At 59.7% G+C, this 25723-nt stretch carries 14 protein-coding genes and 1 pseudogene; 8 read left to right on the top strand and 7 right to left on the bottom strand.

Going from position 1 to position 25723, the window contains the following annotated elements; genetic code table 11:
- Positions 1-26 precede the first annotated feature (26 nt).
- A pseudogene (locus tag FJ419_RS04880) lies at positions 27-633 on the top strand (carbamoyltransferase C-terminal domain-containing protein); the annotation flags it as partial.
- An 882-nt stretch (positions 634-1515) separates the two neighbouring features.
- Here FJ419_RS04880 and FJ419_RS04875 read toward each other — a convergent pair.
- Complete coding sequence (locus FJ419_RS04875) at positions 1516-2487, bottom strand: CHAT domain-containing protein (RefSeq protein WP_064994875.1); 972 nt, start codon at positions 2485-2487, stop codon at positions 1516-1518.
- Between the two features lie 512 nt (positions 2488-2999).
- On the opposite strand from FJ419_RS04875, the gene FJ419_RS04870 reads away from it, so the two are divergent.
- From FJ419_RS04870 to FJ419_RS04860, 3 genes are read left to right on the top strand one after another with little or no spacing between them, the layout of a single operon-like run.
- Positions 3000-4097: a CHAT domain-containing protein gene (locus FJ419_RS04870; RefSeq protein WP_064994865.1), complete on the top strand. Its 1098-nt coding sequence runs from the start codon at positions 3000-3002 to the stop codon at positions 4095-4097.
- Between the two features lie 51 nt (positions 4098-4148).
- A complete protein-coding gene (locus FJ419_RS04865) occupies positions 4149-6572 on the top strand; it encodes a caspase family protein (protein ID WP_064994866.1) in 2424 nt (807 codons plus the stop codon).
- 9 nt (positions 6573-6581) lie between these two features.
- Complete coding sequence (locus FJ419_RS04860) at positions 6582-7661, top strand: hypothetical protein (protein ID WP_064994867.1); 1080 nt, start codon at positions 6582-6584, stop codon at positions 7659-7661.
- A 178-nt stretch (positions 7662-7839) separates the two neighbouring features.
- On the opposite strand, the gene FJ419_RS04855 is transcribed toward FJ419_RS04860, so the two are convergent.
- The 4 genes from FJ419_RS04855 to FJ419_RS04840 all read right to left on the bottom strand — a co-directional run bounded on the left by FJ419_RS04855 (position 7840) and on the right by FJ419_RS04840 (position 12527).
- Positions 7840-10851 (bottom strand): DEAD/DEAH box helicase, encoded by a 3012-nt coding sequence (locus FJ419_RS04855; protein ID WP_064994868.1) that lies wholly within the window; start codon positions 10849-10851, stop codon positions 7840-7842.
- 2 nt (positions 10852-10853) lie between these two features.
- A complete protein-coding gene (locus tag FJ419_RS04850; RefSeq protein WP_084016088.1) occupies positions 10854-11081 on the bottom strand; it encodes a DUF2158 domain-containing protein in 228 nt (75 codons plus the stop codon).
- Positions 11082-11344: 263 nt separating this feature from the next.
- Positions 11345-11737, bottom strand: a complete 393-nt coding sequence (locus FJ419_RS31540; protein WP_318013159.1) for a hypothetical protein — start codon at positions 11735-11737, stop codon at positions 11345-11347.
- A gap of 496 nt (positions 11738-12233) precedes the next feature.
- Positions 12234-12527 (bottom strand): calcium-binding protein, encoded by a 294-nt coding sequence (locus tag FJ419_RS04840; RefSeq protein WP_224655969.1) that lies wholly within the window; start codon positions 12525-12527, stop codon positions 12234-12236.
- 415 nt (positions 12528-12942) lie between these two features.
- Here FJ419_RS04840 and FJ419_RS04835 point away from each other — a divergent pair, with 415 nt between their 5' ends.
- Complete coding sequence (locus tag FJ419_RS04835) at positions 12943-13251, top strand: hypothetical protein (RefSeq protein WP_064994870.1); 309 nt, start codon at positions 12943-12945, stop codon at positions 13249-13251.
- A gap of 1037 nt (positions 13252-14288) precedes the next feature.
- On the opposite strand, the gene FJ419_RS04830 is transcribed toward FJ419_RS04835, so the two are convergent.
- Positions 14289-14534: a DUF982 domain-containing protein gene (locus FJ419_RS04830; RefSeq protein ID WP_041163934.1), complete on the bottom strand. Its 246-nt coding sequence runs from the start codon at positions 14532-14534 to the stop codon at positions 14289-14291.
- Between the two features lie 1240 nt (positions 14535-15774).
- On the opposite strand from FJ419_RS04830, the gene FJ419_RS04825 reads away from it, so the two are divergent.
- The 3 genes from FJ419_RS04825 (at position 15775) to groL (ending at position 20191) form a co-directional block, all read left to right on the top strand.
- Positions 15775-16497, top strand: coding sequence for a Crp/Fnr family transcriptional regulator (locus tag FJ419_RS04825; protein WP_064994871.1), 723 nt, complete (start codon positions 15775-15777; stop codon positions 16495-16497).
- 1671 nt (positions 16498-18168) lie between these two features.
- Complete coding sequence (gene groES, locus FJ419_RS04815) at positions 18169-18465, top strand: co-chaperone GroES (RefSeq protein ID WP_064994876.1); 297 nt, start codon at positions 18169-18171, stop codon at positions 18463-18465.
- A gap of 61 nt (positions 18466-18526) precedes the next feature.
- The gene (groL, locus tag FJ419_RS04810) at positions 18527-20191 is read left to right on the top strand and encodes a chaperonin GroEL (protein WP_086081374.1); all 1665 of its coding nucleotides are present in this window, start codon (positions 18527-18529) and stop codon (positions 20189-20191) included.
- 583 nt (positions 20192-20774) lie between these two features.
- Here the strand turns inward: groL and FJ419_RS04800 are convergent.
- A complete protein-coding gene (locus FJ419_RS04800) occupies positions 20775-25652 on the bottom strand; it encodes a shikimate kinase (RefSeq protein ID WP_140688026.1) in 4878 nt (1625 codons plus the stop codon).
- Positions 25653-25723 lie beyond the last annotated feature (71 nt).

Below are 25723 nucleotides of genomic sequence, written 5' to 3'. Positions count from 1 at the left end.
CCCCCAAGCCGTAATTCTCGATGTCAGACTGGTCAGTCTACAGCGGGCCGAATGTGGGCCGTGGCAAGATTCCCCCCGGTTGGCAATCTGCTGCTTTCAGTCTGAAAGATCTTGCCCGTTTGCTCGCCGACAACAAGCCTGTGGTGTTCCTTGCAGGCCGCGCAGAGCTTGGTCCGCGTGCCTTGGGAGGCAGAAGCATTCTGGCGGCTGCGACTTCGCCGGAAATGAAGGACCATCTCAACAAGATCAAAGTGCGAGAGCACTTCCGGCCGGTAGCGCCAATATGCTTGGAGGATCGTGCACCTGACATGTTTGACCCCGGCACGCCGGATCCTTACATGCTGTTCGACCACCGAACCCGTTCAGAGTGGAAAGAAATAATCCCGGCGGTCGTCCATCTCGACGGAACTGCGCGACTTCAGACGGTTTCAAGAGCTTCCGAACACCCAATTTGCAGAACTTCTCATAGAGTACGAGAAACTCACGGGCATTTCGCTGCTCTGCAACACGAGTGCAAATCTCAATGGACGTGGTTTTTTTCCGGATGCTGCTGCCGCCTGTGAGTGGGGCTGCGTAGACCACGTTTGGTGCGATGGGTTGCTTTTGACCAAGACAAGTCAATTCGAGGGCTGACCGAGCCGCAGCCAAGGTTCCTGCATCGCCGGCGTTGAGCGCGGCTGCGACAATCATCGGGTCGCACATCCATGGAGCTGTTCCTTGGCTGGCGTCGATCACCACATAAGGTCACGTGGGCACACAGGCTAGCGTGCCGTCTCCTTCCTGAGCCGCCGGGGTGACATGCGACCGATCATTTCAACGTCGTAGTTGGCGTCATCGCAAGAGTATCCGGCGGCCTGAATGGTCTAGATCACAGCCTCATCGAGGAACGGTTCGTTGCACGAAATCGCTCGTAGGAAAATGGCGACAGGTCCAGTGTCTGAAACCCGCCGCGGATGCATCAATAACGTTCAATGGAAGAACTGACCGGTCAGGTTCGTTGCCCGCCATACCTCAGGGGTGAGCATCCGACGCCTCCCGATGCGCCGAAGGCCGACGTAAGCCACTTTAGCAACGTTGGACGGATGAACGAGGTTCGATATCCCGAAGCTTGCGCTTCCTCTTGGTTTCCGCAATCCTGACAGGATGCGACTTTCGCGTATTGCTTTGCGCTGGCAACAGTTCGGTTGGGCCAAAAGCCCGCCGCTGCGGTTGACTGAAAGCCGCCATTGACTGTCGCTGCGCCGCGACCGTCCTCGAGATGCGTGAGAACACTAGGCGCGCGATAGACACGCTACACCCTTCATCGCCGCTGAGTTGGAGAGAGCAAAACTGCGCAGAGAACGGCTCCAAACCCGACAGTGACGCGCAAATCCTTTGCTGAAGAGCTAGAAAGCGCCTCGCAACTGAGGATGCGCTCATCAGCATTGCTGCAGAGATGAAAGTGGGCGGTCGGAGGTCATTCAAATCGTGTTGCGCAAGTGGGAGCTCAAGCGGCTTGTAGAAGCGAACACCCGGCTAAGGACACTGCACGATAACAGGCGTTTCGTGCTCCGCGATGCCAAACAGTTTCAATTCGACAATCCCCAATTCGAATGCGACCGGGACGCCCTTTCCGGCACCAAGTGCTCGGTAGAAACCGGTGGCGAACGCGATCGCCGCCTCGTCACTGATTGTCGTGCGCATGCCGATGACGAAGGGGACATGCCGGGCAATCGCAAGAGCCTGGTTTTCAGAAAAGCAAGCGTTGAGCAGGACACACCGGACTTTCTCGCCCGCCGCCGCGAACAGCGCGGCCAACGCGTCGGGGTCGATTTCGTGGCTCGTGCCATCGGATGCTTCCACACAGATTGCACCATCAGCAGTACCGTGGCCGGAGAAGTGCACATAGGCCGGTTCGAGCTCAAGCAGTGCCCGCACCATGTCCTTGGCACGGACTGCTCCGCGTGCTTGGAGGTCAAACCGCTCGCGGTATCCTGCCGTTGCCAGCTCTTCTCGAATGTCCCGCAATTCCCTGTCGAGCCGCAACCGAGTTCTGTCCGAGGGATTGGCCGCTAGAAAGAGTATCCGGAGCTTCGTAGCCGTCTCGACAGCTAGTGCGCTCAGATAGGTCACATAGTCCATTGTACTGTCGGCCCAGAGCGCGATACCATCGAAGAAATCGGCTTCTGCGCGTTCGTAGCGACGCTGCGCTTCCTCCGTCCCGAAATGTTCACGCGAGACAGTTGGGTTGCGCGAATCTCTGATCGCCTGCGCGAACTCACGGCACCCCTTCCACTGCTGGCTGGAATCCCCTCCGGTCACCCGTCTGGCCTTCTCCCGCACAAGGCTTTCAATCAGCTCGACCTCCGCGTCCCTGGGCCATTCTTCGGGCGTGATACCCGTGTCTTCCTTACGGTAGTGTCCAGCGGTACGCTTCGCCCTGGCCTTGAGCGAGCCAATAAGGCTTTTTAGCCCACTTCCGTTCGCGTCGATTTCCGTCTTAGCCACGCTAATCCCCAATGCAGCGCATGCCGAGCAATGTACCCGTCGTGAGGCGCGAGCTTAACCTTAAAGCGAGCTGTGTTCGCCTGAACCGATTCGAGCCGACGTCTCTTGCGATCCGCTGCCGCCACCACCTGCCGATGGGATCGCTGGGATCTTCTCGGCGGAGCTGCGCTTCCTAGCGCCAATGCCGCGGCCCGCTCGAACGCTGTTCGGTCGCCACGAACTTTCAGCAGAATACCCCGTCGCCTTGATCGACCATACGTCGCCTCGTGGGTCGACAATTGGTAGGCAAGTTCATACGGTTTAGCTTCCAGTTCAAGAGCAGTGATGGAGAATTGCATGAACCAGCCAACTCTGCCGCCTTCTGAGCGGAATTACTTGAACTTTGTCCTCAGAAACGCGAGCCAGGGAAGCGAGGAGGCCTAGGTCCGATGTTTCAGGCGCCACGGTTTGATTGCCCCCGGCCAGCCCTTGCTCTTGGCTCGACCGCACCCATTCTGATTTCGGAGTAGACAATGTCGCGCATCGATAGCCTGCGCAGCGAACTCGCTCGGCTTAAGCAATCGGAAGGGCGGCTTCGGAAGGAACTCGCCGGGCACGAGGCAACAGTTGCTTTGGCGCGGAAAGATGCCGGTTCGAAGCGTCAGTCGGCGGCGCGGTCCCGCAATGCGTCGTCGATCAATTCCTATCTCCGCTCGGCTGTGTCACTCGACCACAAGGCCACCGAAACCGGTAAGAAGGCTGCCGCGGTCGCCGAGAAAATCGGTCGCAACGCCAAGGACCAAGCGAGGAAGCAGGCAGCGATCGCTAGCGCGGAAGAAGACCTGCGCAAGGAACGCGAGCGCGCCGACAAGAAGCGCCGACGTGAGGAACTCACTCACGCGCGTCAGGTTCACGGGCTCCTGCAGTCGGCCCCGCATCTCGCGCGTATCCCCGAGCCCAAACCCGAACGGCTCCGAGTCCTCTACGTCACAGCCAATCCCGAAGCGACCGAACGCATCTACCAGCGCGACGACGGGTCAGTCGTCGAGGAGGGCCGCTGGCTCCAGACCGACCGTGAGGTGCGGGACGTTCTCAAGGCACTCAAGAGTGCGCTGCATCGCGATCTCATCGATCTCGAGCATCTTCCGGCAGCGACGTTCGCCGATCTGATCGATGGGACAAACGAACGACGTCCGCATGTTATCCATTTTTCGGGTCATGCCGCCGAGGGCGCCTTGCTATTTGACGACGGGCTTGTCCACAGTACTCAAGCACGACCGATACCGCTGCAGTGGATTGCCGATCTGCTGGCGGCAACGACAACGCCACCGATTCTCGTTGTCCTCAATGCGTGCGACAGTCTCGTCGGCGCCGAAGCGCTGCTCGAAACGGTCCCTGTTATTATCGGAATGCGTGGTGAAGTCGGGGATATTGGCGCCAGGGTATTCGCAGTGCGTTTTTATGCAGCGATCGCTGAGGGACAGCCGGCGGGGATGGCTTTGCAGCAGGCCAGACTTGGCCTCAAGGACGCCTTGCTGCTGGACGACGCCTCCTTGCTCGAGTCGTTGTCACGATCGGGGATAGACCTTGATCAGGTTGTGTTGGTGAAGGGGCAAACGCCAGCCGCCTGAGACTGATAGTTCGTGCCGGCGCGTCCGGACCAAAATGGAACTGGGGGACTGATGAGTAGCGACGACAACGCTGAACGCGACAAGGGTCTCGTCTTTGTGGATACCGCTTTCGACCGACGGCCCGCGACCCATGTGATGATCATTGGCGTCGGCGCGTTTCAGAGCAAGAAGCTGAAGCCGGTTACTTCACCGCCGATCTCGGCACGCGCTATCGCCGACTGGTTTCTCGATCAGAAGGCCGGATTCACCAACCCGGAGCGGCCGCTCGGGAGCCTTGCACTGGCCCTCTCTGAAACGCCCCCTGGGCAGGCTGGCGCCCAATATGCAAGCGTAACCGTGCCACGAGCGACGTTTGCCGAGGTGAAGGCTGCAGTGAAGGACTGGGTCAAGCGGGCCAATACGCACAAGGACAACGTGATGGTGCTGTTCCTTTCAAGCCACGGCGAGAGCTTCGGTCGGAGGACAGCCTTCTTACTTGAAGACTACGACACAGACCCGCTTGAGCAGACCGCCGGAATGACCGAGATCGAGCAGTTCATTACAGCGCTCGAGAACGCTGTGCCGACGTCGCAGCTGTTATTGTTCGATTGCTGCCGTTTGAAGACCTCGTTGGGGCTGCCTGCCGAAGAGGAGTTCGGCACCAAGCTGATCTCGCTTTCACGAGCGCGGGACGACCACGGTGGAACGCGCCACCAATGGGCGCTCTGCTCAACTAGCCTCTATGAGGAGGCCGACGGTCGGCGCGATAAGACAACTGTCTTCACCGACAGTTTGCTCCGAGCGCTCAACGGTGCCGCGGCCGACGTGTCGGGGGCACGCTGGCCGGTTCGACCCGGCATTCTCGTTGACCGGCTCACTCAGTTTCTAAGGCTCTTTGCTCGACCAGACGGGTCGTTGCAGACGCCGGCGGGCCGAGCCGCTGGAAGCTTTGCGATCACCTATCCTGGCGGCCTTGATCGGGTGAAAACCTATGTCAGTCTTTCCGATCGAGCCCGATGGCCACGCTGTCGCACCGTCATCTCAGACCATCGGGAGGTCGTGTCTACGAAAACTGCGGGCGAGGCCGCGCCCTTCTTCGCGGAGTTTGACCTCGAAGAACTGAAGACAGTGACGATTTCAATTGATCGGGACGGCAAGGCTCTTGGGTCAGAGATACTTACCCCTCGCGCTCCCGTGGCATTCGTCGAAATCGGAGCGGTACCGACCGTCGAAACCGCCTCGCCAGTCCCGCGTCGCGGCCCCGGCGCCGAATTGGTTTTTGAGTTTACTGCCGCAGCGGAGGTAGGGGCCGGCTTCGTCGTCGCATTGTCGCGGCGCGACGGCAACAACCCCGGTCCACTGAAACCAGTAGTCGGCGGCACTCGCGAAAAGCTGCGCCTTGACGTCGAGCCGGGTGCCTACAGCGCCGTCATTACGCTTCCCGACGGGACGAGCGTCAGCAGGGAACTCCAAGCCGAGCAAGGCGCGAGTGTCCATAGCCTGATTGTCAGCGGCCCTTCCCTGCATGAATGGCTGGGGTATGCGACCTTAGCCGGCGCGCTTCTTGCCAGCACCTCAATATCCCAGGGGCCAGACGCGGTCAGCGCACCTCGATTTCCACAGCAGCCTCTCAACCCTAGGGGACCGACGGTCACCAGTGTCGCCCGTTCAATGCCGGCCCCCTCGTTCTCCGAACTCGTCGGGGTAATGGCCAAGCCGCGCGACGCAGCCCGCCTAGGTGCGGCAGGCCCGCGAACACCCGCCTTGCGGGAGGCAGCGGGCGATCGGGACTTTCTTCGCTTTGATGTGCCCGAGCACAATCCTCTGGTCTTCGAGGACGCCTACACGCAGCGCAGCGGGCCGCTCTGGGCCGTCCTTGGATTCGGTACCCGCATCGAAGCGGCCTTTCTGCCGCAGTTGGGCCGGCCGAGCGACCCAAACGAATGGTCCGCTCACCTAATCGTCGCCGCCGCTCCAGCAGAAGGGCGAGCCGCGACGTCGGGCATCGTCGAGTCATACCGATGGTCCGGCCTGCTGGCGTTCCTCGCTTCGCGCGACTTCGAGCGTGGCTCCGAGGTTCTCAAGGTCATGCAAGGAGAGGTCCGCGAGGCCGTCCGCAGCAAGATGACCAACCCGCTTGCGGCCGTGGCGGGTGCTCTAATCGCAGTGGGAGCCGGAGCATCGGAGCTTGTGCCACGGCAATGGCTCGAGAACATCACCAACCGGTTTCCGCAAATCCCCGACGGGCCTATTATCCTGGCGCGTCGCCTGATGACCGAGAGGTCGCCCGACTTCGATCGTATCTCCGAATTGCTCGAACAAGGGTTCAGCCGCGGCGTGCCATTTTTCTCGCTCACCTGCGACTGGCTGGCCCGCGGTCTTGAATCGGTTCCTGGGTCGCAGGAGGAGTCTTCAGAGGAGCGAGGGCTGGTCCGGCGGGTCGCGGCTCGCGTCGATCCGCAACAGGCCTTCACAGTGGTCAAGCTTACTCCATGAGGTAGCTCAATGTTCACACTCACCATGAATCCGGCGTCTGAGGGCGATGCGCTTGTCCTCGCCTGGGGCGATGAGGACCATTCGTATCACGCCCTGGTCGATCTCGGCCGCACAAAGGACTACGGCACTGCCCGGCCTGCGCTAAAGGAGATGAGCAACTGCGAACTCTTCGTAATCAGCCACATCGATGCCGATCACATCGAAGGAGCCATGCCTTTGGTGCGCGAGGCGGCGGCGCCGTTCAATCCCAAAGAGGTGTGGTTCAATGCCTACCATCAGCTTGTCGAAGCGCGTGACCGCATTACAGCGGGTCTCGAAACCGAGCCACTCAACGCCGAGCAGGGCGAAAAGCTTTCGTCCGGCATCGATAAGTTCAATTGGAAATGGAACTCCCGCTTCGCCAGCCGCATAGCCTCACGTGGGAGCCCGGAGGCAAGTGGCGAAATTAGCTTCGCCGGGCTCGCGATTCGCCTACTCTCGCCCAACGATGCAGATCTTGCCGCGCTGATCCCGCGTTGGATGGACGAACTTGAAGCCAATGGACTCCGCCCATTCGACCCTGACCACGGAATGGGCGAACCTGGCTCAGGCCGCGAGCCCTTGTCCGGGCTGGACGTCGAGCAACTCGCCTCCAAACGCTTCAAGGAAGACACCGCCGCGCCTAATCGCAGCAGCATCGCCTTCATTGCCGAGTTCGGCGGTCGCCGCGTCCTTTTGGGCGCCGATGCCCATCCGGGCATCATGGAGCGCGCTTTGCGGGAGCTCGGAGCGAGCGAGGCCGAACCCTATCCCCTCGCTTGCTTCAAAGTCTCCCATCACGGCAGCAAGGCCAATACCTCGCCAGAGATTCTTAGGATTCTCGATTGCACGGCATTCGCCTTTTCGACGGATGGCTCGCGCCACAACCACCCCGATCCCGAAACTATCGCAAGAATCCTTGTGAATGACCCGGTGCGTCAAAAGGTTCTCTATTTCAATTATGCGCAAGAGAACACCACGATCTGGAACGACCCCGAGACAATGCGCCGCTTCAATTACCACTGCGTGTTTCCTGCCCAAGGCGAGCAGGGCTTGGTCATTTCTATCTGAGGGGAGTGGTCGCGTTCTCTTCCTCAGGGCAAAATCTGGGCACGGTCATCGGTCTTGTGATGATCATTACATGCCATGTTGCCGCATCGCGATCTGTTGGCCAAATGAGGTTGGAGCGGGCGTGAAAAAGCCATCGCAACCCCTGCCTTCCTATCGACCGCAGCCATACGAAGGCTGTTCAGGACCCAGTGATAGCAAGTTCCTCGTGCAATGCGGCGTACAACATATTCCCTCTCGCGTTCAACAAGGATACGAGTTCGGCTTCGGTTGCATGTTCGACTTGCTCTCGACTTCCATATCCGTTTTTCCACAACTCGAGGATTTCGCCGCGCGCTAAGACGATAGGTAATTCAGTCAAGGAGAAGGCTGCGCCGGGTATTCCAAGGTCAAGGCGTTTAAGCAAAGTACTCACCTCATCGGGATCATCAGCTCGACCAAGAACGATCGCAGCTATTCGGAGCACCGAGTCCAACAGGAAGCGGGTACCGTCAGCAAAACCCCTTATGTCGCCATGACGAATGGGCGAAAACGGATTGGTGGTGTAGCCAGTCTCAATATCCGTGATTGTAACGCCTTCGATCCAGTCCGAAACGATGAGCGCACGTTTGCAGCGACCGTAATATTTCACATCGCTTTCCGCACGATGCCATAGGGCACGCGCCACATGTTGGCCAAAGCGTTGCGAAACTTGTTGCTGCCGTTGCGGCTCACCGCGTCTTGTTTGAGGCGTGTAGTCTTCATCGCGTTCGGGCAGCGCTTCCAATAAAACGAGAACCGTCTCTAGTCCTATCGAATCCGGCGGCAATTGGCGTAGCAGCTCAACAGCCTGCATACTGGATTCCAAGCTGAGGGGTGACTCGCCGCAGGCGCGCCCTAGAGGCGTTAGCCTCAGCCTTCCATCGCGCTCATCAATCAACCCATCGTGCTGCATCCTCGTCATCAAATTGAGGAGCCGGGTTGACATGCTGCCGCGCCAGGCGGGATCTCTCAGCGAGGCAAGAAATCCTCCATAGGTGTTTGCCACCAGATCGACAACTGCATTGCTTGGAATATCCTTTACCTGCGCCAGAAGTCTAACGACCCACGTGCCCGGGCTTCTTTCGTCGAAGGAAGACTGGATGCGTTCGGGACGTCCCTGAACGTAGCGCCGGAAGAGATTCTCTCGCTCCATGCCGGTGTCGGCGAGAACTATGGCTTTGCCTTCTGTCTCGTAGCCCAGGCGACCTGCACGGCCCGCCATGTTCTTATACTGAGCGACAGTGTAAGGCTGCGGCTCCACTCCGCGAAATTCCGTTTCCGCCACGATGACGGTCGAAGCCGGCGTGTTTACGCCGGCAGCTACGGTGCTTGTCGCCACCAAAACCTGAATCCCACCGTTTGGGTCGCGAAAGCCTCTCTCCACGATCATGCGTTCTTCGCGATTAAGATCACCGTTGTGAAAGGCAACGCCGCCGTTGAGCGCGCGGCGAAGGCGTTCGGACATATCCGAACGATCCATTCCCGGCAGCATGTCCGCGATTGTTTGTGCTGGCGGCAAACCCAACTCGGCCGCGAGATATTCCGCGCAACCGGCGGATGGTCCTCTCGCGTTACGAAAGACGATGACCTTTTCGCCCTGACCGGCGAGATGCCGAACCAGCGGTACGAGAACGTCTTGGGAAGATGGCTTATCCCGGCGCTGCCGTATCTCGCAGCGTGCGAACAACTGCGCGACCTCCACCTCACCATTAGGACGCTGCAACTTCCACACGCCGCTCCGATCAATGACACCTTCTGTCAAGGGAACCGGACGCTCGGTCGTAAGGAGAAGTTCACAATCAAGCCAGCGCTCAAAGTTGTTTGTGTCGCCGATTACCGCACTCAGGGTCACCAACTGAGGTGCAATCCCCCGCTCGCGTGCGCTCAAAAGATTGGTGAGGATTAGCTCCACAACCATCCCACGACCCGGCTCTGTGATAAACTGTCCTTCGTCAATCACCACCAGACCGATTTGGTGAAGGATGTGCGGAGAGGAAACTGACAGAGCCAAAAACTTCTCATAAGTGAAGAAGGCTATGTCGTACTTGCCCCTTAGAACGTCGCCAACCTGATCTTGCCAATCGCCGCTGCATCGGGCGATGCGCAGATTCAAAAGGTCGCCATAGAGCGCAGAGAAATCTTCGAATTTTTCATTGACCAGCGCTTTGTAAGGGAGGAGGAAAACCGCCTTCTTTCCCTCGCCGATTGCTTTCAGTGCTGCCATCTCGCCGACAAACGTTTTGCCGGCACTTGTCGGCGCTACGACGAGAAGAGATTTTCCATCGAGCACGCCATGGCTATTCACAGTGGCGATCTGCAATGAATTCAGACCGGCGGGGAAACGATCGCTCCAAGCGTTCAGCGCATTCTGAGGAATTCCGTAGGCCGAAAGCTCCCCAATTGGACCTGAAACAGTGACCGTGCCCCTTTCGGGATAGAGCGCGCGGTAGCATTTACCGCGCATACCTTTCGGCAGGGTTAGCTCTCCTTCGACATGACCGAACATCACCGGAGTCTGTTCGTAACCGAATCGGGCTGCGTTGGCGCGGACCATTTGCACAACGCGGTCCACCATCGCAACCACGCTCACCGGCCCATCACTCTCCAGTATGCAATCCAAAATCGCCTTCGTAAAAAGACCGTGGCGTGTTTGGGGGTCTTCGAGGGCCTCCTCGTTTGGATTGCATGCAGCGAAAAGAATACGGCCCTGTCCACCAACTTCGGCGAGCGGCATCCCCGCTGCGCGCGGAATGTATCCGACATCCAGAACGCGTGCCGGCGCGCCACCGCTAAAGCAGCAATCTAGCAAAAGCAGGACAGCGCGCGCTCGCGAAGTCCGAAACTTCGCGGCAATCTCCGTCATGTCTATTGTCGTTCCCGGAACGTCGTCAGAGCGCGTATCCGTTAAAACTAATCGGTGGTCTTGCGTGCCGTGGCCGGCAAAAAACAGGATGACGACGTCATCTTCTGATGCACCGTCGAGCACATCGTCAAAGATGGCCGAAACCCTCGCATAAGTCGCGTCGTGGTCAGTGATAAGCGTTGGCTGAAACCGGTCAATAGAATCCGACAGCACCGCGCACATAGTCGAAGCATCACCCACAGCGCCGCTCAGTTCCCGCGCAAGCGGATCAAGATGTTTGTTGATTCCGATAAACGCTGCGCGGATCATGGTTAGGCTCTGTGCACCGCAATCGATCCGGTGGCGGGGCGTTCGTATTTTTTCAGCGCCACGGGCGGAAAAGTTTCTCTTTGAACGACTTGCTTGTTTCCGATTTTTTCAAACCACACGCACCACACGCCGTCCTCGTCCGTCATGCTCGTCTTGCCTACTTGCTCAACAGTCATTTGAGGACCCCCGGATTTCAGTTGAACAACATCACCCGCTGCAAATTCAGACATTTTCATCTCCTTGTTCGTGATTTGTCCCATCGTAACATTTTTTTGCGGTAGGCACTCCAGCGACTCGTTTTTGGAGCAATTATCAACAGGTGATGCACCAAGGCTTTACGGATTGAGTGTATTCGGTCGCGAGGGCGAACTTGCATAGACAGCGGTGCCGCCCATCAAACAAGCGGCAATCATATGCGTCAGCGAGTGCAGTCCACAAATAGGTCTGCAACATAGACGTTTCCGCCGTTCCGTCGAGACGCCAACCAAATCAGTCAAACGAACGGAATATGCTTCCGCAAACCGATCAGCGCTTCGATCGCCGCCAGCCCGCTGTCATGGCCTCCGCTTCTGAACAGAACCATCTTTCGCCTTTGGCTTCGGTGATTTTGGTGACGTTGTAGTACTTCTGTCCAGGCACGTGATAGATGCGCCGCCGTTTGCTGATATGTTGCCTTTGATATTGCAGCCGGAGTTGCCGTTGCCAATCGCAAAAGCGGTGCCGGCGGCGCTTGCGCATCGTCGCCATGCTGCGCCCGCCAGTCCCATGGCGGCAGAAGCGTTCCGACCCAAAGACCGGTCTTCGACGCCTTCGCTTTGGTCTGTTGTTTTGCATAGGCGCCATCGCTGTATTTTGGCCAATCGAGCGCTTGGCCGTGCTCGAGCATCCAGGCGGCGACGCTCGACCGTCGGCGCGCCTGCAGTCACCAACAAACCGGCCGTAGCGACCAAGTCCCGAACGTACACTTGACCGGCCTCGAGGCTGCTAGGAAGCCGTCCAGCGCTTCGGCGGAACGGCGCCCGCATGGATATTCGAATCCCTTGGCGTCGTCGCAGTATTGCCGGCTCTCGGGCGCGTCGATGCCATTGAAGCGGACACGCTGCCCATGGATCTCGATCGTGTCGCCATCGATGATGGAGGCGACACCGGCAATCGGCGCTGGAGCCGGCTTGGTCAGATTCAGTAGGTGACCTCGGGCAATGAGCCGCTGTGTTGCATGAAGAACTGCGCCACCAAAGCCGAAGCCGCGGCTACCGTCACGTAGATCACTCGCAAAGGCATGCCAGCCCACCGGCGCGGGCGATATTGCTTGGCTCCGGTGCGTTTCAGCCACTTGTCGGACCGATTGTCGTAGCGAGATCGTTCCACCGTCCTGGCCGCTTTCACTCGCACCCGATGCCGTCGCGATCGCGATCTAGTCCGTTAGGATCACCGTTGGTGATTTTCACCCCATGGGGTGCGACCGGATTGTTTCCCTTGCCGCCTGCGCAGTCCAAATCAGCACCGCCAGATGGCACAGCTGCGGCAGTTGCGGCCACGCCTCGATACCTGTTGACGATTGCTGCGGCGCGTACGCCGTCGCCCTCGATATGGGTGTTGTTGCTGTTGGGATTGAATGGATCGACCGTCTGCAAAAGCATGTTGGCGTGGTACGCATCGCCAGCGGCGAGCGTCACCGAAATCGTAATTGTTCAAATAGTCGGCTGCGCAGCCCGAGATAAGTACCACGGACAACACGCACGAAAATTCGTGCACATGCATGAATGAATTCCCCAACCCAAGAAGGATCATGCGCTATTTGTCTCTTGCTGTCGAATCCAGAAGAGGTTTCGGCCTTCCGTGAAGGCACCATTGTCGTCATTGCCGTGTCGTCTCAGCGATGTTGGCTCTGGGGAGGAATACATGCGTGGCGCGCTCGTCTTTGGTTCCGTTCTTTCATTGATCCTATCATCGGCTCCCGCCTTGGCCTGGTGGGACGGCGGCCCCATGCAGATCGCCGCCGTGGCCTAATCAAAGCTGAGCGCACAGGCGAAGGCCAAGGCCGGTGCCCCGATCAAACTGAACCCCGACTATCAGAGCTGGGTCGCCGGCGTGCCGGACGACAAGAAGGCGCAGTATGCTTTCGTTCATGCGGCGGTTTGGGCTGATGACATCAAAGACCCTGCCCACGGCTACACCAAGGACGACGACACGCCAACGGGGCAGAACATCGGCTATGCCGACAAGAACATGCATCGCTACTGGCACTTCAAGGACATCAGCTTTTCGACCGACGGGACGCAATTCTCCGACGCCGATCCGATCAACGCGGTCTCGCAGATGAAACTCTTCGTCGCCGCGCTGCCGGCGTCAGCCGCTACCGACGACGTGCGCCCTTTTCTTTTGCTTTCAGCGCTTTAAGGGCGGCGTCCGTCAGCAGCCCAATGGTCTCCTGAAAAAGTACCGTCAGTACAATTTCAAGGCTCGGCAGCAGGAAATCCCTTTTTCCAGTGCCTTAAAGGGCAAAAAAGTACCGTCACGAGCCTCTTTGGTTGTGACTGTACTCAGAAAAATCCTGGCTCAGCCAATACGCCATCGGCGAGCCGACTACCGCGCCACCAATGATCACGATATCATAGGCATTGCGCGAAGGGGCTGTGTAAGGAGGGATTGCCACGACTGCTCTCCGTTTTCGAGGTTGAAGACGGCGATCAGACCGTCCGGGGCCCGCGCCAGCAGGCTGACATCAGGATCCATCCGAAGAAGGCGCACGAAGGCGCGTGACGCTCCGTCGGTGGCCACGCGTGTCCAGCGTTCGACTTCCTAGCAGCAGTCTGGCCGTCTACTTATCTGGGGTGGCGGTGGATCACCCTGCCCTGGATCAGTTCGCGACCCGCCTTGCCCGTCTATCGTTCGCCGCTTAAGCAGGGACGGTACTTTCTTCCACAGATAGCCAGTGACATGACAGTGGCTCAGGAAGAGAAATTCAAGGCCGCTCAGCTCCCGTCATTCGCTTCGAGGATGGGGAGCAGGTCGTGCGTCACGCCAAATTGCACGATTTACGGGGTTGCCGCCCAAGAACCGTATCTGTCCTGTGGCGGAAGCTTTGGAACAAGGGAAGTTGGGATCAACACCGAGCGAATGCTTCAAAGCAACTCCGTTGGTGGTATGAAGCAGGCGGTGTCGGGCGCGAGGGTGTCCACCATGCGTCCAGGTGATCCTCAAATGAACCCTCTGCACCGCTCGAGGCGCCCTTCGGGAGTTCCAGGCGGCATTTCTGTTCAATAGCTGAGCCAAGTCTGCGGGCGTTGGAAGCTGTTAAACCTAGATCACCGGAGGCATGCTCCGCGCCACCCTGCTTGGTCGCGCCATGATCACGCAGAGGGACTTCCCATTCTATGCTTCGATCGGGAGGAGGATTGAACCTGAATGGATATCCGGCCGACCTTCGCGCTGGTCTAATCGCCGCGTAGAATCTTCGCCTCGAGCGCGGCCGCAACGAATGCCCGCCTTGCAGTTGGCGGATGAGCCTCACCACGCAACACGTGCAGACAGGCATCCATCGCTGCATTCCGCTTCTTGGTCTGAGAACGAAGATCCCGCATCAAAATAGTTGCCGCGTCATTCACCTCAAGCACGATGCGTTCAGAGCTGTTACGGTTGACCTGAACGACGACTGGTCTCTCAAATCTGCTTAAGCCCATCGCCACGCTCCCCTCCACCCGGCGACGACAGGCCGCACTGTTTTCCTCAACCGAAATCCGCCTGAATCACCGCAGCTAATTTTCGGTCCCAGGCGACCCCCTGCCTGGCCGTAAAGTCTCGAGAATGGTCGGTTCGCGCTGAATAAAATAGAGTGGGATAACCAAGCCGAATGCAGCGACACTATTGAGAAACAGGTATATGGTCATATAGCCCCCCGGCCATTTTCATAAACCATACAGCCATGCAAGTTCGCTAAAAGCAAGCGACCCCGGCGCGCGCACCTGCGTATACACGGCAATGTCATGTCGCCTCGTTCACAGCCGGGCGCGGCATGCTAGCCAGTGCCTACAGCACTCGTGATCTCGGACCGTGCCCATGCGTCGCGGACGCCCGATAACCACGGAAGTGCGGTGCGGCACATTGAGGCCGAGCCTGCACAACAGTCTCGCGGCAGCGCGAATGTAGATTGGCCGGGAGAATTCGCCAAAGTACCTCATGCTCCGTCATCAGCGGAACCTGAGCTCGAACAAAGGCAAGTCCGAACGGCCGCCCATCCTGCAGGATGTGGTGACGGCCAGTCACCACAACATGATCATCGACGAGTTGGGAATCGGCGCTATCCGCGCGACATTGGACCAGACGGCCCCGGGCTGACATCAGTCGATCCTCAAACGTGTCCCCGTACAGAATAAATCCGACAGCCGCCACTAGGGCATTTCGATCGGACACGCTGAGTGTTGCTGACGTCCCGCCGACGCAACTTTCCGAGCAATCGTAGATCCGAGCGATCGGCGAAGGACAACAAAAATCCTCCGCCCCCCACCGCGGCCGACCGGACGCGCTGCGGCATTGGGGAGCGGTTACATCTAGCGGCATCCCCGAGCGCGAGGTGTCGTTCTCAGTGAACAGTTACGATTTGAAAGCGCGCCGGCTCTAAATCAGGAGTTCGTGCGATTCTCACGAAGCTCAAGGGAATCGGCGCGCTAGGACGACAGGTAACGGGAAAGAGCTGGGACCTCAGAATGTCGGTTTCGTACAAAGCTGAGTTTGGTACGTTTCCCACTCTGACATACTTTTCGCGTCTTTTGTAATCACGCGGCGGGGGCTCGCCGTGCATCGATTCGCATTCCGCTGTCATTGTCGTACCAAGGGGCGTATTGTCACGAGATCGTCTGCACGTTTTTACGGGCGCGGACGGCAAGGAGATTGGAATGCTCTTGCCCCAAGTGGGATTGAGCCATGACCAATCCAGTGAATGCTTCCTACAAAAATGAATTGCTGCGACGGCTTAGCGCGGATGACCTCGCGCGTTTGGAGCCGCATTTTGAGCGACGTGCCCTTGATCTGAGAATGCCGTTGGAGACTGCCGGTTCAAGGATAGAGGCCGTTTACTTCCTTGAGGAAGGCATCGGCTCTGTTGTCGCGATGACTCCGGACGGCAAGGATGCCGAAGTTGGCCTCATTGGCTTAGAGGGAATGACTGGTCCCGCGCTGGTGATGGGTGCCGACTATGCCGCGCACGATTGTTACGTGCAATTGGCAGGCAATGCAGTGCGAATCGGAGTTCAGCCATTCAAGGCGGCTCTAGTGGACAGCCCTACGTTGCATCCCTTCCTTTTGCGCTATGTCCACTATCTCCACATTCAGGCTACGTATACGGCCCTAATGAACGCACGAGCGAGCCTTGAAGAGCGTCTGGCGCGATGGCTGTTGATGTGTGACGACCGGATGCACGACAAACGCATTACGATCACTCACGAGTTTTTGTCTGTTATGCTCGGCGTAAGGCGGCCGGGGGTCACCGTTGGGCTCCAAGTGCTCGAGGGCCGTGGCCTCATCCGTTCGCGACGAGGTGAAATCGTCATTCGAGACCGCCAAGGCCTCGTTGCCCAAGCAGCTGGTATCTATGGGCAACCAGAAGGCGAATATGTTCGGCTGATTGGGGAAATCGCCCGACGCTGACCATGGGGTCTGTGGGGTCCGCAAGCTCGGTCCTCGCTAGCAGCTAAGCAGAATCTTGCTTCGCGCGCGGTCAGATGGTGTAGAGATCCCTGGCTTGGACGAGCGGGCGACGGTTTTTGCAAATCCCAAGAATGGCTTGCATACAGGAGAGCAGCCCTCCATCATAGCCGGATTCGCAGTTCCATTTTTTGCCAGCGCACCTTGCGATTGGCAGCACGAATCGGGACGCCGCCCCCTAGGAGGGGGAGAAACCATGCCTTCCGTATCTACTGGACGGGCCAACTTATTGGACGCAGAAACGGGCGCCCGTTTCATTCACGCGCTACTCGATGAACTCTCTGGCGGGAAAGCGCCCACGCCCGACTTCGTCAAACAAAGCGCGGCGACAGTGCTTGCCAACGAAATGAATGTGGCGAGCCGGCCGGCATAGTCGTACTGAATGAGTGCACGGCGATCTATGCAGGAGGCAAGTCCGGCCAGATTTCGGAGCTGTATGTTCGACCCGAGATGCGCTCCAATGATTGCCCCTTGTCTGCTCGAGGTCGCTGTGCGGGAAAGCCGCGCTCGTGGTTGGAAGCGACTTGAGGTTGGAGCACCCGCGCAACCAAAATGGAAACGCACGTCGATTTCTACTCGGACGGGTTCGAGGAAGTCGGCCCTCGGCCCCGCAGGACTATTTAGACAATCTGTCCCCAACCTATGCCAAGCTACACAGGTGTAATGCAGGGTCACTTCGCCAGCAACGGTTATTCTCGCTTCGACGAACTTCAAAGCCGGCATGTGGCAGATCAAGTTCGGCTGCGAGCATCTTCACCCTTGGAGGAGGCGCGCTGCCTCGCGTACGGATGTCACTCGCGACCCACTCCCAGACCTGTTCCTGGCGCCCCTGATTGGTTGGAGTTTAGAGGCGCCCCTGATTGGTTGGAGTTTAGAAAAGTCAGCCACCGTCTGGTCTGACCGACGGAGCCGATCCTACCGGGGCGGCTCTGGTGTGGATCAAACGCGCCATAGTCCATTGTGAGACGGGGGGTGCCGCGGCGGATTGAGCGCACCTGATGAGCTTGGCAGCAACAAAACCACTTGCCGACTACCAGCACTCCGAGTGGGTTTGTTCCCGAATGAACTTCCTCGCGAGGCGCACCCGTGTGCAGGTGCGGTGATGCGGCGACAGCCGTAGCGGGCTGGCCGACAAAATGTAAGTAAGCGGCAGCAACCCCTGCGTCCTGGGTTTGAGCAAACCACAAGCGAGATACGGCCTTCAATCCGAATGCCTCCTGGCACAAGAAGTTCGCAAGTCTCGCTGCCTGATCAGCACTCCCCGCAGCGCGCAGGCGTTGCAACGGATCTTCAAAGAAATTCACAGGCTCTTAGCACTCCAAAGCCGCTGGGAATGGTAGGCGAACATAAATTGTCGAAACGCGCTGCCGAGAATGCCAAATGACGAAGTCAGCAGGAGTGTTCAAAGTGGTCGCCTTGCCTGAGAGCTTTGGATCAAGATTTTGCTCATGCGCCTGCCCTTTCGTCTTGACTATCTCCGGCTTACCCCTTAATCCTCCCGTTGTTAGCACTCGCTCGCGGTGAGTGCTAACAACGGTCCGGCAAAGCCGGGCTTTGCAGTTTGTCCGGCGTGGCCGGACGGTGTTTCTCACCGCTCTCACCGAGGAAGAAAAAATGGCAAAGTCGAAGTTCCGCCCGCTTCATGACCGCGTGGTCGTTCGGCGGGTCGAATCCGAATCCAAGACCGCGGGCGGGATCATCATCCCGGATACGGCAAAGGAAAAGCCGCAGGAAGGCGAGATCATCGCTGTCGGCTCCGGTGCTCGTGACGAAACCGGCAAGCTGGTCCCGCTGGACGTCAAGGCTGGCGACCGCATCCTGTTCGGCAAGTGGTCGGGCACCGAAGTCAAGCTCAATGGCGAAGACCTTCTGATCATGAAGGAATCCGACGTGATGGGCATCATCGGCTGACCGCCGTCGCCTTTCATCACATCCAATCTGAATTTAGGCCGAATTGCCCAGGAGCAAAAAAATGGCTGTGAAGCTCGTCAAATTCTCCCGTGATGCCCGCGAACGCATGCTGCGCGGCGTCAACATCCTCGCCGACGCGGTGAAGGTCACGCTCGGCCCGAAGGGCCGCAACGTCGTCATCGACAAGTCGTTCGGCGCCCCGCGCATCACCAAGGACGGCGTCACCGTCGCCAAGGAAATCGAGCTTGAAGACAAGTTCGAGAACATGGGCGCGCAGATGGTCCGCGAAGTCGCTTCGAAGACCAACGACATCGCCGGCGACGGCACCACGACCGCGACGGTTCTGGCGCAGTCGATCGTCCAGGAAGGCCACAAGGCCGTTGCCGCCGGCATGAACCCGATGGACCTGAAGCGCGGCATCGATCTGGCTGTGACCGAAGTCGTCGCGACGCTGATCAAGAACGCCAAGAAGATCAAGACCTCCGAGGAAGTTGCTCAGGTCGGCACGATCGCCGGTAATGGCGACGAGTCGGTCGGCAAGATGATCGCGGAAGCGATGCAGAAGGTCGGCAACGAAGGCGTCATCACGGTTGAAGAAGCCAAGACCGCCGAGACCGAACTCGAAGTCGTCGAAGGCATGCAGTTCGACCGCGGCTATCTCTCGCCCTACTTCGTCACCAACGCCGACAAGATGGTTGCCGAGCTCGAGGACGTCTACATCCTGCTCCACGAGAAGAAGCTCTCCAACCTGCAGGCCATGCTGCCGGTTCTCGAAGCCGTCGTGCAGACCTCCAAGCCGCTGCTCATCATCTCGGAAGACGTCGAAGGCGAGGCCCTGGCCACGCTGGTCGTCAACAAGCTGCGTGGCGGCCTGAAGATCGCTGCCGTCAAGGCGCCGGGCTTTGGTGATCGCCGCAAGGCCATGCTGGAAGACATCGCCATCCTCACCGGTGGCCAGGTCATCTCGGAAGACCTCGGCATCAAGCTCGAGAACGTCGGCCTCAACATGCTCGGCCGCGCCAAGAAGGTGTCGATCTCCAAGGAGAACACCACCATCGTCGACGGCGCCGGCAAGAAGGCCGAGATCCAGGGCCGCGTTGCCCAGATCAAGCAGCAGATCGAAGAGACCACTTCGGACTACGACAAGGAGAAGCTGCAGGAACGTCTGGCGAAGCTCGCCGGCGGCGTTGCGGTGATCCGCGTCGGCGGTGCGACGGAAGTCGAAGTCAAGGAAAAGAAGGACCGCGTCGATGACGCCCTCAACGCGACCCGCGCGGCCGTCGAAGAAGGCATCGTTGCTGGTGGTGGCGTCGCGCTGCTGCGCGCTTCGCTGAGCATCAACGCTGTCGGCGTCAACTCCGACCAGGCCGCCGGCATCAACATCGTTCGTCGCGCGCTGCAGGCTCCGGCCCGCCAGATCGCGGCCAACGCCGGTGCGGAAGCCTCGATCGTTGCCGGCAAGATCCTTGAGAACAAGGGCGCGACCTTCGGCTACAACGCCCAGACGGGCGAATATGGCGACATGATCGCCATGGGTATCGTCGATCCGGTCAAGGTTGTCCGTACGGCTCTTCAGGACGCGGCCTCGGTCGCCGGCCTGCTGGTCACCACCGAAGCCATGATCGCGGAGGCTCCCAAGAAGGAGTCGGCTGGCGGCGGCATGCCTGGCGGCATGGGCGGCGGCGGCATGGGCGGCATGGGCGGCATGGGCGGCATGGATTTCTAATCCACGCTACCTGCGCAATACGGAAAGGGCGGCAGCGATGCCGCCCTTTTTTTGCACAACTTCGCGGAACCACAGCTACATCGTCGTACTGGCCGCTTGATACCGCCTATTACCTCATGTCCATTTCCAGCACCCATCTCGTCCTTTGACGCTCTTCTTGATGCAGTCAGCAACAGCTGGTACCGGTCACAACTCTTTCGCGTACTCTTTTACTGCAAATTCAAGTGATTGGGGCATAGGGACAGGAAGCCCTGAGCGGTTCTGCAGCCAAGCTGTGCAGAATTTGTCGGTCTGCCTCTGTCTCCACGCCCTCGGCCATGACCTCGATCCCAAGCACAAGCAGCCTGTCATCTCGAGACCTTGCCAGACCGCGAACGAAGCCCTGCTGCCGCATCACTGCTGTGAAGGGCGGGCCATTGGGCGGTCAACGAATCTCCTGTGTCATCTAGGACCAGATCGACTCGGCCAGAGGCTTCTGACGACTTTATGCATGCGATTCCCACTTTTGTTAGCATTCGGCGCGAACCCGCCCCCTGCACCAAACCTGCGAAAGGACCTGATCGTTGTCGCCTAAAGCTTGTTGTCATCGACTTGAGCGTTCTCTGCTTCTCATGGAAGATGCTAAATCCGCTCGTGCGTTATTGCCGGCCAGCAAAGGCTGCGGGTCGGCGGTGAGGGTGTCGAGAGGCGGCAGTTCACCTTGACTCATTGGTGCCGCCGGCGCCTGGATGGTTTCCACGACTGTGCCGGAAGCACCGGAGACATGTGACATCTCGGCAGCGGGCGTCAGGGCGGCTTCTCTCTCCCTGCTGCACAGAAAATCGTGGAGCGCCTCCACGCAAATGCCGGCGTTCTTCTTGTCTTTTCTAAAGGTCGGGACCACCTTGATATCGGCCTGTTGGTAGTCTGGCCCGCGCTTTTCTAACATGTTTTCGAGCTGCTGCTTGATGTCGGGGCCTTGCAGCAGCGGCCGGCCGGTGTCGCCCGTGGAGCGCTGCTGCAGGTGGAGGCGCCTGCCGATCTCATCCAGGTCGGTGTTGAGCCAGATTGACACCGCCTTCTCGCGGATCAGGTCTCGATTGGGCTGCTTGACAAAGCCGCCGCCGCCGGTTGCGATGACCATGGGGCCTTTCTTCAACTGCTCGGCGAGCTCTCTAGTCTCCAGCTCCCTGAAGTAGGGCTCGCCACGGCGCTCGAATATATCCTTAATATCGCCGTGCCCTTTGATGATAAGTTTATCGATGTCGACAAACTCCACCCCCAGCTCCCTGGCAAGGCGGGGGCCGATGCTCGACTTGCCGCTCGCCGGCATGCCGACGAGCACGACCGGCCTCGTACCGAGGGCCGCGACGATCTTGCCGGCATGCGGCGAGAGAATGACCGCACTCTGTTGTCTTGCGACGGTGGGCGACCTGGAGGTCCCTGCCGCCCTCGACCTGCTTTCTCCTGACGAGCCCCAGTGTAATATGTCCCAGGCACCACGGGGAATGGGGACCAGCTCGCATTCGCTCTGCGCGCGCTGCGCGAGCTCGGCCCGGTAACTGGCCGGCGTATGGAACTCGACCTCGAAGCGATAGTTCTGTGCGGTTCTGAACGCCGTGTGAACGCCGCGTAACCCCTGCGTGTCCATCCTGATGAACCAGTTGGTGGTCTCGACCTCGCTGCAGTCACGCTCCTCGAAGGCCAGTGCCGCCTTCCTGAAGGCGCGCGTAAAAGCCTCGTCCGGGATCTCAAAGACATGGCGCACTGCACTGGTGACCAGTTGGGCATCCGGCGCCGCGCTCACGCCCTGGCCGGTCAACTCGTTGGCTGTCCCGATCTGCCCACGCGACCGTTGATCAAGATGCGGCACCTGCACCTCGATGCCGTCCTGCCGCAAAAGCTCGGCAACCGCATGCACAGTTTCGGTAATCGCGCTTTCTTGCGCTTGGGCGAGGGCGGCTTCGAGCCTGGCGCGCTCCAGGGCCTGTTCGCTGTTCGGCGCTATCCTGCTGGCGGGGTCGTCGTAGGCCGGAATTGCTAAGGCGCTGGGCAGTATTCGGTTTTCGACGGCGAGTCTGATCGAGGCCTCCATGACCGACGCCGCCAGCGTGGGGTTGTCCTTCAGATCCGCCAGGCTGCCATCGACGTCGAACCGGCCCTGTTGGAGCTTTGCCGCCTGCGACTTGACATAGGGCGCCGACTTGAAGCCCGGCCTCTGCTCTATGAGCCGCTGCAATTCGGTGGTTTTTTGCATGAACACTCGCGCACCGGTTTCGGACTTGTAGGCGTCCGTGCCGACCTTGATGCCGACGCTCAACAGATTGATCGCGCTTTCATGCAGATCGACCGGGTTGTAGCCGTCGGGCCGCGGATCAATGCGCGCCTGATAGCGGTTGAGCAGGAAGTCGACGCGTTTCCTGGCATCAGCGGTTGCCGGATAGGATTCGCTGAGTTTCGGGAAGAGCGCGGCGGCCTCGGCGCTGACGGCAGGCTTCGCGCCGGTTGAGGCCACGGATCGCGCAAACTTCTGCTTGACGTCCGACTGCTCATGAGCCGGCTCGCTATTGAGCTGCAGGTTCCAGTCCTGGAGCTCGGCCACTAGCAACGCGGCCAGTTCGCAGGCCACCGGATGCCGGGCGGTCTTGCTGTCTTCCCCCGCCCTGGCGATCAGCTCATGGAGGGTCTGGCCATTCGGCCGATCTTCCTGCAACAATGCACGGATGTCGGCCTTGAGCTCTTGATGAATGCCCTCGTAGGTGCCGAAGATGGCACGCTCAGCAAACCAGCGTTGCGCCTCCAGCGGCTGCGCCAGCACGTTGCGCTGCAGGCAGCTGTAGGTCTCCAGCACCAGCCCGGTGGCCGACAGGATCTGCTTGGACCGGCTGAACTGGTAGCCGCCTTTCTCAATGGCCGGCGTGTGCGACTTCGGCGGCTTCATCGAGGCGATGCCGCGCGCCTGCAGCTGCGCGTCGAACTGGCGCACATGCTCGTAAAGGCGAGGCTGGTCGCCGATGATGATGACGGCATCGCCATCAAAATCGCCGTCGAGCATTTTTTGTTGGACGGTCGGAACCGCAACCAAAGAGCCGGGCGCGAACACCTCCGTCGCCTGCAGGATGCCGACGCACTCGAGCGCGGTGTCGGTCTTAACCCGGTCCTTTTCCTCCAGCCAGCGCGAATGGCACTTTACGTCCTCGGCAGACATCACCATCCCGCGGTCGGCGAAGTCCGCCGGCCACATTTCGTCGGGCACAACGATCAAGACGCCTTTGGCAAAGAAGGTCGGATCGTCGGCGGCAAGCCTAGCCCCCGATCTGTGCGCGACGTTGAAGCTGTATTGGAAGGCCACGCACCGATCCAGGAACGCCGCGGTGCGGTCGCCATCGCGCGCCGACCTGACCCGGTCGGCGGCGAACGGGCGCAGGTTGGGCTTGTCATAGGGGGAGCGTCCGACAAGTACGCCAGCGTCACGGGTCAAGGTCTTGCTCTTGCCCGTCGGCACATACAGGCATTCGTCACTGGACGGCACGGCGATAGCGTTCGAACCCTCGATATGCCCGCCCGTGACCGTCCGAAACAGCTCCTCGGTGGTGAGGCTTTGATGGGTTTCGAGCCACGCCAGAGCCTTCTCGCGGGTCTCCTGTGCCACCTCGACGCTGCGCGGATAATGTTGCAGCGCCGTGGGCGGTACCGCCGATTGCCTTTTATCGGCAAAGGCAGGCATCCGCTCGGGAGCGTCGTGGCGAGCCCGGGCAACGGACGGCATGCGCTCGGCCAGCGACGCCCTGATGAAGCCGCAGCCGTCATGCGGCCGCAAGGCGATCTCGCCGTCTCGCCCCTCGAACCGGAAGGGATGCACCGCGCCTGCGGGGCGGTCGGGCAGAAGGGACAGCTTGAAGCACCCTTCCAGCGCATAATCATGCGGGCCAACGTCGGGGATGCCCGGCGGCGCGGCAAATCCGCGGCGCTGGGTATAGTAATAGGCTTCCTTGAACGGCGCCCAGGCCCGCGACAGCTGCTCAAAGGCCGTACCCGGAGCCGTCTCGGCATAGGGGATCGCCAAAAGCTTGCCGCTTGGGGCCTCTGCGGCCGTGAAGGGCAGGTCAGAGGCAAGCTGGTTAAGGCTCCTTTGCGGCGGCTTCAGTTTGCTGCCGCCGAACAGGTCCATGCGGTAGGGCACGCCCTCCACGGCCACCGTGCGTGTCAACATGGCGCCAGTCGGAGTTCCCTTTAGCTGCACCGCCACCACGTTCACCGCGCCCGAGGTCAAGCGATGGAAAATGGAATAGCGCAACTCGGCTTCGCTGGCCAGCGGCTGGCCTTGCATGTCGACCACCGGCAGCCGCATTAGTCCGGCATCGCCTTGCGGCGGTCTCGGCTCTTGGTCCATGGCCTGAAGCACCCGATGAACATCGAAGCTGGCGGCTGCATGCTGGGCCTGGATCATCGATGCGTTCTGCGCCATGAAGGTGTCGAGCGCTTCGAGCGGTTCCTTCGCCTCGATAGAGGCGATCACGTTCCAGCTCTTGTAGGAAAGGTCGGCGTCGATGAGGGTGCGGGCGCTCTTCAGTATCTGCCTAGTCTTGCCATGCAGCTCTTCCTGCCTGGCCCGCAAGGCGAGCTCGTCGCCGTCGACATAGGGCCGCCGGTAGAGCGTCTCCAGCACCGCCCGGGTCTTGAGCACCTGATGGATCGAAAGCGCCGGGCGGCGGCTTGCATTGGCGCCGCTGGTACGCTCGGCCTGGCCTGCTGCGAGATAGGCATCTATCTTGTGTTCCACCACCGGCTGGATGGCGTTGAGCAGGTTCAGCGTCGACTTGCGGTGCCAGCGCAACGCCGGCTTCGGGCTGCGAGCTAGTGGCAGCAGGGAGCTGCAAAGATTGCCCATCGTCTCGAGGTTGTTGTCGAGCTTAAACCCGGGAGCGGCACGTAACACCTCGAGCCTGTCCAGCCCCGGCTGTGCCAGCATACCCAGATCATCCAACAACTGCGCCTTGCCCAACGCCTTGAATATACCCGCGACGGCATGGACATCGGCCTGCTGGAGCCGATCCTCGGCATATTGCAGGTAGTGCGCCAGCTGATGCAGCCGGTCCTTCAGCAAGGCCGGTTCGGCGACCTCGCCGGCGGTCTCTCCCGCCTCGATACCCCGCGACAGGCCATTGGCGATCCTGACTAGTGCGGGCGTGCCGAAAGCACTGAAGCGACGGCCCTTGGAACCGAGCTCGCTGGCGATGGCAACGATCGCCTTGCGTGCTTTTTCTTCTTCCGGCCACTTGCCGAAACCGTTCACCAGATTGGCCAATTCTGAATCAGAGAATCCGTCGAGATTGCCGTCGCGGGCAACCACCGCGCCGGCGATGGCAAGCGTCGCTTCGCGCGTCTCCTGCTGGTCCGACATTGCGTCGGAGACGCGGTGCGGGCCTTCTTCGCTATCAGGACGCCCTGCTTGTCCGACCAACTCTCCGGTACTGCCCATATTCCCTCTCCGATCCAGCAAGACGCATCGCCTAAGCCTGTCAACAACAGGGCGTCATTGGTTGAGTGCGG

It is taken from the genome of Mesorhizobium sp. B2-6-2, from assembly GCF_006440615.1.
Taxonomy (GTDB): Bacteria; Pseudomonadota; Alphaproteobacteria; order Rhizobiales; family Rhizobiaceae; genus Mesorhizobium.
This window is presented reverse-complemented; position numbering and strand designations above follow the sequence as displayed.

Coding starts and splice junctions, on each gene's coding strand:
- FJ419_RS04855 (WP_064994868.1), bottom strand. CDS start 10,851: ATGATCCGCGCAGCGTTTATCGGAATCAACAAACATCTTGATCCGCTT.
- FJ419_RS04825 (WP_064994871.1), top strand. CDS start 15,775: ATGACCAATCCAGTGAATGCTTCCTACAAAAATGAATTGCTGCGACGG.
- FJ419_RS04830 (WP_041163934.1), bottom strand. CDS start 14,534: ATGGGCTTAAGCAGATTTGAGAGACCAGTCGTCGTTCAGGTCAACCGT.
- FJ419_RS04860 (WP_064994867.1), top strand. CDS start 6,582: ATGTTCACACTCACCATGAATCCGGCGTCTGAGGGCGATGCGCTTGTC.
- FJ419_RS04865 (WP_064994866.1), top strand. CDS start 4,149: ATGAGTAGCGACGACAACGCTGAACGCGACAAGGGTCTCGTCTTTGTG.
- FJ419_RS04850 (WP_084016088.1), bottom strand. CDS start 11,081: ATGTCTGAATTTGCAGCGGGTGATGTTGTTCAACTGAAATCCGGGGGT.
- groL (WP_086081374.1), top strand. CDS start 18,527: ATGGCTGTGAAGCTCGTCAAATTCTCCCGTGATGCCCGCGAACGCATG.
- FJ419_RS04870 (WP_064994865.1), top strand. CDS start 3,000: ATGTCGCGCATCGATAGCCTGCGCAGCGAACTCGCTCGGCTTAAGCAA.
- FJ419_RS04800 (WP_140688026.1), bottom strand. CDS start 25,652: ATGGGCAGTACCGGAGAGTTGGTCGGACAAGCAGGGCGTCCTGATAGC.
- groES (WP_064994876.1), top strand. CDS start 18,169: ATGGCAAAGTCGAAGTTCCGCCCGCTTCATGACCGCGTGGTCGTTCGG.
- FJ419_RS31540 (WP_318013159.1), bottom strand. CDS start 11,737: ATGCTCGAGCACGGCCAAGCGCTCGATTGGCCAAAATACAGCGATGGC.